This is a genomic window from Anaerolineales bacterium (assembly GCA_037382465.1).
Classification (GTDB): Bacteria; Chloroflexota; Anaerolineae; order Anaerolineales; family E44-bin32; genus WVZH01.
Map to the genome: position 1 here is coordinate 46,025 of JARRPX010000025.1, position 6,678 is coordinate 52,702.

The window sequence follows — 6,678 nt, forward strand, 5'->3', positions numbered from 1 at the left end:
ATTAGCTCATTTACACCAACTCGCCATACGGCGCACCTAATTGCGCAGTGGTTTGTTGTGCTCGATCATGTGCGCCAGCCGCTCGAGTGTCTTCGGCTCGTGGCACAGTTCGAGAAAGACCTCACGCTCCAGGTCCAGGATCGTCTGCTCATCGACCCACGCCGGCTCTGACCACTCGCCACCGCAAAGCACGCGCGCCAATTTCCCGGCGATCAGCGCGTCGTGCGCAGAAGCCCAACCCGCTTCTTTCAGGTCCCACACTGCAGCGCGCAGCAGGGCGAGCACGTCCCGTCCGGCGGCGTAAATCTTCTCCGGCATCGGCGGACGGTAGCCTTCCTGAACCATTGCCAGTGCGCTGCGTTTGGCTTCCGCCAGCAGATGTTCCTTCTTCATGATCACGCGATCCCCCGGCTGGAAGAAACCCATTTCGAAGGCTTCGAAAGCGCCGGTGGAGACCTTCGCCAGCGCGATCTGCTCGAATGCTTTGAGCATGACCGAATTGGGATCCGCATCCGGAATACGCATGACCGGGTTGATCACCCGCCGGATCATCTCCTTCGTGCCCGACCCTGCGGGTATCACCCCGACGCCCATTTCCACCAGCCCGATGAAGGTTTCCGCTGCAGCGACGCGTTTCGAACAGGCCATGGCCACTTCAGCGCCGCCGCCCAGGACCATGCCGTGCGGCGCAGCGACGATCGGCTTGGGGAAATAGCGCATGCGCATCAAACCGTTCTGCATGCCGCTGATCATGTCCTCGATCTGATCGAACGCCTCCTGCTGTGCGCCCATCCAGATCAACATGATGTTTGCTCCGGCGCAAAAATGCTGCCCCTCGTTGCCGATCACCAGGGCATCGAAGCGGCCCTCCTCGGCGAGATCGAGCGCATGATCGAGCATGTCGAAAATATCCTGATCGAGGGCGTTGGCTGTGCTGTGAAACTCGATCAAGCCGACGTTGTCCTGCATGTCGATCAGGCTGGCCGAAGCGTTCTTCTTGATCACCGCCCCATCCCGGCTCTTGATGACCGCAATCGGCAGCACCCGATCGTCTCGCGCCAGGGCGACGTAGCCTTTCTTCTTCAAATCGTAATATCCCACGGCCTGCCCGTCCTCGTATTGGTAGAACGTCTCGCAGCCCTGCTTCAGCATGGTCTTCACCCAGGAAGCGACTTCGAAGCCTTTCTCCTCCAGGCGCGCAAGCGTCTGTGCAACGCCCAGGGCGTCCCAGATTTCGAAAGGACCGATTTCGTTGGCGAAACCCCATTTGAGTGCCTGATCGATGTCGACGAAACGATCGGCGATCTCCGGCACGCGCCGCGAGGCGTACGCCAGGGCGTTGGCCGTCGTCTCCCAGATGAAGCGCGCCATCCTACGCGTCTCCTCTGAAGCATCTTCCGCGTCCACCTGAGAAACGATCCAGGCGTAGCGCTCACCCAGGTCCTTGATCTTCCGAGCGGCGCTGAAGAGTTCGAAGCGCGGTTTCTGGGGCGGTTCGTGCTCCATTGTCTGCGGATTGAGCACCCAGAATTCCTTCGTGCCGTCCTCCATGTCGACGCGCTTGTAAAATCCCACTTTGGTTTTGTTGCCCAGCCAACCGCGCTCGATCATATCGCCCATCAGTTTGGAGGTCGAGTCGTGTTTCAAAATTTCACGCGATTCATCATCCGGGATCAGGTCGTAGAGATTGCCGGATACGTGCGCGGCGACGTCGTTCCCCACCAGGTCCAACAAGCGGAACACCGCCGTCTTGGGACGCCCGATCATCACCCCGGCGATGGCGTCGATTTCCTCGATGCCGTAGCCATTGTCCAGGGCATAGGCAAATTCGTAGGTGCTGGTGATCGAGAACATGCGGTTGGCGATGAAATTGGGCGTGTCCTTGCAGATCACGACACCCTTCCCCAACACATTCTCGCCAAAATCCACGATCGCTTCGAGTACCGCCGGGTCGGTCTTCTCGTGCGGGATGACCTCCAACAGCTTCATCCAGCGAGGCGGGTTGAAGAAGTGCATGCCCAGGAAATGCTTCTGGAAGTCCCCGCTGCGCCCTGCGGCGATGTCCCGAATCAACAATCCCGAGGTGTTGCTGGCGACGATGCAATCGTCACCGCGAACCTTTTCTATGCGTTCGAACAAACCTTGCTTGATCTTCAGGTTTTCGACGATCGCTTCGACGATCAAATCCACCTCGGACAAGCGATCGAAATCATCTTCAAGGTTTCCCAGCGTGATGCGCTCTTTGGAGGCTTCACTCATCACCGCCGGTGGACGGCTTTTGACCACCGCCTTCCAACCATTCTCCACGATGCGGTTGCGAACGGCTTTATCTTTCAAGGTCAAGCCGGCGTCTTTCTCCGCATCCGTCAATTCCCTGGGGACGATGTCCAGCAGAAACGTTGGAATCCCCAGGCCGGCGAAGAGCGCCGCGATGCTGCCACCCATCGTTCCGGATCCAATCACGGCCGCTTTCCTGATTCGATAGCCCATAGAAATCACTCCTCTCATGGAACCAAGCCGCGAGGCCCATCAAACGGGAATCGCCTCCCGCCTGCCTGGCTACGATCAGCCGGTTGATCTGGCCGGTACCCTCGTATAGATCGTTGATCTTCGCATCGCGGAACCATTTCTCCAGCAGATACTCGCGCGAGTACCCCAACGGTCCAAGCAATTCCACCGCACGCTGCGTGATTTTCACCACCACGTCTCCGGCGCGCACTTTGGACATCGAAGCCGCCAGGGTGTTTGGCTTTCGCTCGTCCATCTGCCACATCGCTTTCAAAGTCAGCAGCCAGGTCGAACGCAGCATGATTTCCATGTCGACGATCTCACGTTCGAGGTTGGTCATACGGCTGCGCGGCAGCCCGTAGCGAATCTCCACGCCGTGTTCAGCGAGAATCTCCTTGAGTCGTTCGAGCGTGGCCCGCGCGATGCCCAGCGCGGAAGAAGCCACGACCGGGCGCGTGGCGTCGAAAGTCGCCATGGCGCCCTTGAAACCCTTCTTGTTCTCCGGCTTGACCACTTCCGCACTACCGAGCAGGTTCTCCAGAGGAATGCGGCAGTCCTCGAGCACGACCGAGGCCGTATCGCTGGCGCGGATGCCCAGCTTGTGTTCCAGCTTGGTCACCTTGCAGCCCGGCGTTCCGGCTTCGACGACGAACGGGCGTACGCCGGCGCGTCCTGCCTTGGGATCGATCGTGGCCCAAACGACCACGAAACCATCCGAATCGACCAACGCTTTATGGCCCGCGGTGATGAAAATCTTCTCGCCATTCAACACCCACTCGTCACCATCGCGTACGGCCGTCGTGCGCACTTCAGCCGGCATCGCCGATCCGGCGTGGGGTTCGGTGAGCGCGAAGGCATCGAAAACCGGCTTCTCGCCGCGGTGACGCGCCAGGAAACGCTCCTTCTGTTCGTCCGTTCCGGCCGCATTTACCGCCGCCGCGCCCAGACCACCGCCCGGCGTACAGAGCCACAAACCCACGTCCCCCCAGGAAAGCATTTCCGTCTGGAAGGCCATACGCTGGAAGGCGATGCGCGGCCCTTCCTTCTTCTCCTTCTTTTCCTTTTTCTCTCCACTTGGCGTGAGGCCGCCGCCGCCGAGCGCTTTCAAGGAAGTGTGCATGAATTCGATGTAATCCCAGGGAATTTCGTGCTCGTTTTCGTCGAAGTGCCGCGAGACCGGACGCATCATGTTCTCGGCGATGGTCTCGGCAAGCACGACAGCGTGTTCGATTTTTTCGGGCATTTCAAAACTAATCATTGCTGATACTCCCTTCTCGACGATCGTCAGACCATCGCCAAACCGGTGAAGATCGGAATGCCGCGTCCGTTTCGCATCCAGAGTTCGACGGGATGCTCGCGGATATATCCGTGGCCGCCAAACACCTGAACGGCTCTGTCGGTCACCATCATCGCCATGTCGGAGGCGCCGGTGAGTGCCAGGTAGGCGGATTTGGCCGCATCTTCCTTGTCGTTGTCCAGTTTCCAGGCGGCTTCCCATACCAGCATGCGGATGGCTTCGATCTCGATCGCCATCTCGGCCAGCATGAAGGCGATCGACTGCTTCTGTGCGATGGGTTTTCCCCAGACTTCGCGTTCCTTGGCGTAGGGGATGGCGTACTCCAAAGCCGCCCTGCTCAGGCCCACAGCCATGCCCGCGATCGCCACCTGTGAGCTGGCGATACTGCGTTCGATGGCGGAGTCTTCACCACCGCCCAATCTGGCGTCCTCAGGCACGACCACGTCCTGCAACTCGAGGCGAAAGGTAGGCAGCGCCTGAATGCCCAGCAGCTTTTCACGTTCCCCGACTCGAATGCCTTCCGATTCCGCGGGGATGATAAAGGCCTGGGTTTCACCCGCCAGATCGGCGAACACCAGGAATGCCTCGGCTTGATCGGCGAAAGGGACGTAGGCCTTTACGCCGTTGAGCGTGTATCCCTTTTTCCCGTTCTTCGCCGAGGTACTCATCGCCGAGGGCGTGAAGTCGAAACTGGGTTCGATGAAGGCCGCCACGTACGGTTTCCACTCGGCTTCGATCACAGCGGGAATCCATTTCGTTTTCTGTTCCTCGCTTCCCCCGAAAAGGAGCGGTAAGGCGAAAGCGGCAGGCGCCATCACGGCCAGCGAGGCAGCCAAATCTCCCCAAGCCATTTCCTCTGCGGCGAGCACGCCGGTCACCGCCGAGTGCTCCCCGAATCCGCCGTAGGCTTCCGGGATGCTGGCCTGGAGTACACCCAGCTCCCAACCCTTCTCGATCAAATTGGCCGGAAGCTCGTTTTCCTCTTCGGCTTCCCGCGCGGCGGGTTTCAAGTCGTTTTCGGCATAGCGGTGAACGGCATCGATGAGCATGCGTTGTTCTTCGTCGGGTTCAAATGAATACATAGGTCACTCCTTCGGAGAGGGCTCACTGCTCTCCCAGCCTACACGGAATTGCTCGAAATATCCTTCACCTCTTGCTGAGGACCCGACCCGTGGTTTCAGGTTTCTGCCAATCGGAAACCACGGATTTTCGAGGCCATCCGCTCGACGATACCGCAAAGGCACGATCGAATGCGTTTCGAGATCGTCGATGTTATCAACGTACACGTACCCAAGCTGTGCCAGATACTCTACGTGGGCGCCCGCTTCTTCGACGGCCAACAACTTGTCGTATCCCTCCACCTCCGGAAACAGCGCCGACGAGATCTCGGCCAGCGTCTTCGACTCTTCTAATTCGCCGACGATCTTGCGCAGGCGGTCCCGGTGCGATTCTTCGATTTCGTCGATGCGTCTCCCCAGATCGTGCATCTGCTCTCCATGACCCCCGAGTACGTACTTCACCTCGGGATGCCACGTGCGCGTTCGTTCGAGCGAATCGAGGTAATGCCCCAGCCCCATGTTCAGACTCAGACGTTCCGGGGCCTGGTGAGGGGTGATGTGCGGCAAGATGTGATCCCCCGAGAGAAGCACGTCGTCGAGACGAATGATGACTTGCCCCGGACAATGCCCTGGAACGTGCAGCATTTCCAATCGTCCGACGCGCATGCCGACGGCGAAGTAGTTGAAATCCGGCATCAAGGAAGTAAACAAATCCTTATTGATCAGATAGGTGTTCATAAGTTCCTGGCGATACGCCTCACGTACACCCGCCTCGATCAGATATTGATCCAACCGCTTGGCCATCATGGCCACCCGCTCCTCGTAATGCATGAGCACCTTGGCGTCCAGATGATGGATGCCGATGGGCGCCCGGGTACGCTGACGCACGAAGTTCAAGCCTCCGAAATGGTCGATGTGGCCGTGGGTGATGAGGACGTGGGTGAGGTCTTCCCAACTTACCTTTTCATCGAACTGCGAGCTTATGCTGGCGAAGGCCTGATCCAATTGCTCGTTCGAGTCCATGAAACCCGATCCGGAGTCAATCAAGGCCGCCACATCGCCGTCGAGGACGAGATGGGCGAAGCCTTTTAGAAAAGGGAACAGCACGAGGGGGATGCGGTAAATCCGACCTCCGCCGTTCGTGCGCACAAATTCGATCTCGGCCGTCATCTGCTTCAATCCCCTCAAGAAATCCGCAAGCCGTCGAGGATCAGATCACTGAACCGATCGGCAAGCGTATCGGCGCTCAAACGGCCATTCTTGCGAAACCAGGTGATCGTCCAATTCTGAAGCCCCAACAGGGCGAAAACCGTTACTGCCTCGTCGACTTTACGGAACGCCCCTTCTTTAATTCCCTGGCGTACGATCTGCCGCCAGAGATTCTCGTAGGCATCCCGCCGTGCGTTCTGCCGCGAGCGCAGGGAAGGATCGAGACTGCGGTAATCGAAGAGGAGCACGGATGCCAGGTCGCTGTCTTTGGTGAGGCGTTGGAGGTAAACGTGCATCGCCCGGCGCAGTTTCTCGTCGGGGGACAAATCCGATTCTACGACCTGCTCCAGGTCTCCGATCAGCAGATCCAGTACCTGATCGAGGATGGCGAGCAGGATGTCTTGCTTGCTTTCGACGTGGTGATACAGGCTGGCTTTCTGGAGCCCCACGGCGTCGGCAATGTCCTGCATCGAGGCGGCGTGATAACCCTTCTGGCGGAAAATTTGGGCCGCTGCCTGGACGATGTCGCTCCTCTGCATATCGCAAACCTACCGACCGGTCGGTAGTCATATCATAGCAGATCGCAAGACCGCGGTCAAGCATCGA

General features: G+C 58.8%; 5 protein-coding genes. All 5 read right to left on the reverse strand.

Going from position 1 to position 6,678, the window contains the following annotated elements; all coding sequences use genetic code 11:
- Positions 1-36: 36 nt before the first annotated feature.
- From P8Z34_08495 to P8Z34_08515, 5 genes are read right to left on the reverse strand one after another with little or no spacing between them, the layout of a single operon-like run.
- Positions 37-2,445 (reverse strand): 3-hydroxyacyl-CoA dehydrogenase/enoyl-CoA hydratase family protein, encoded by a 2,409-nt coding sequence (locus tag P8Z34_08495; GenBank protein ID MEJ2550705.1) that lies wholly within the window; start codon positions 2,443-2,445, stop codon positions 37-39.
- Complete coding sequence (locus P8Z34_08500; protein MEJ2550706.1) at positions 2,327-3,766, reverse strand: acyl-CoA dehydrogenase family protein; 1,440 nt, start codon at positions 3,764-3,766, stop codon at positions 2,327-2,329. Before P8Z34_08500 ends, P8Z34_08495 begins: the two co-directional genes overlap by 119 nt.
- Positions 3,767-3,792: 26 nt before the next feature.
- Positions 3,793-4,887: an acyl-CoA dehydrogenase family protein gene (locus P8Z34_08505; protein MEJ2550707.1), complete on the reverse strand. Its 1,095-nt coding sequence runs from the start codon at positions 4,885-4,887 to the stop codon at positions 3,793-3,795.
- Between the two features lie 3 nt (positions 4,888-4,890).
- On the reverse strand, positions 4,891-6,033 hold the full coding sequence (locus P8Z34_08510; GenBank protein ID MEJ2550708.1) for an MBL fold metallo-hydrolase: 1,143 nt from the start codon (positions 6,031-6,033) through the stop codon (positions 4,891-4,893).
- Between the two features lie 14 nt (positions 6,034-6,047).
- A complete protein-coding gene (locus tag P8Z34_08515) occupies positions 6,048-6,611 on the reverse strand; it encodes a TetR/AcrR family transcriptional regulator (protein MEJ2550709.1) in 564 nt (187 codons plus the stop codon).
- Positions 6,612-6,678: the final 67 nt, after the last annotated feature.

Excerpts from the sequence above, each read along its gene's own strand:
- P8Z34_08505 (MEJ2550707.1), bottom strand. The coding sequence starts at position 4,887 with ATGTATTCATTTGAACCCGACGAAGAACAACGCATGCTCATCGATGCC.
- P8Z34_08500 (MEJ2550706.1), bottom strand. The coding sequence starts at position 3,766 with ATGATTAGTTTTGAAATGCCCGAAAAAATCGAACACGCTGTCGTGCTT.
- P8Z34_08515 (MEJ2550709.1), bottom strand. The coding sequence starts at position 6,611 with ATGCAGAGGAGCGACATCGTCCAGGCAGCGGCCCAAATTTTCCGCCAG.
- P8Z34_08510 (MEJ2550708.1), bottom strand. The coding sequence starts at position 6,033 with ATGACGGCCGAGATCGAATTTGTGCGCACGAACGGCGGAGGTCGGATT.
- P8Z34_08495 (MEJ2550705.1), bottom strand. The coding sequence starts at position 2,445 with ATGGGTGGCAGCATCGCGGCGCTCTTCGCCGGCCTGGGGATTCCAACG.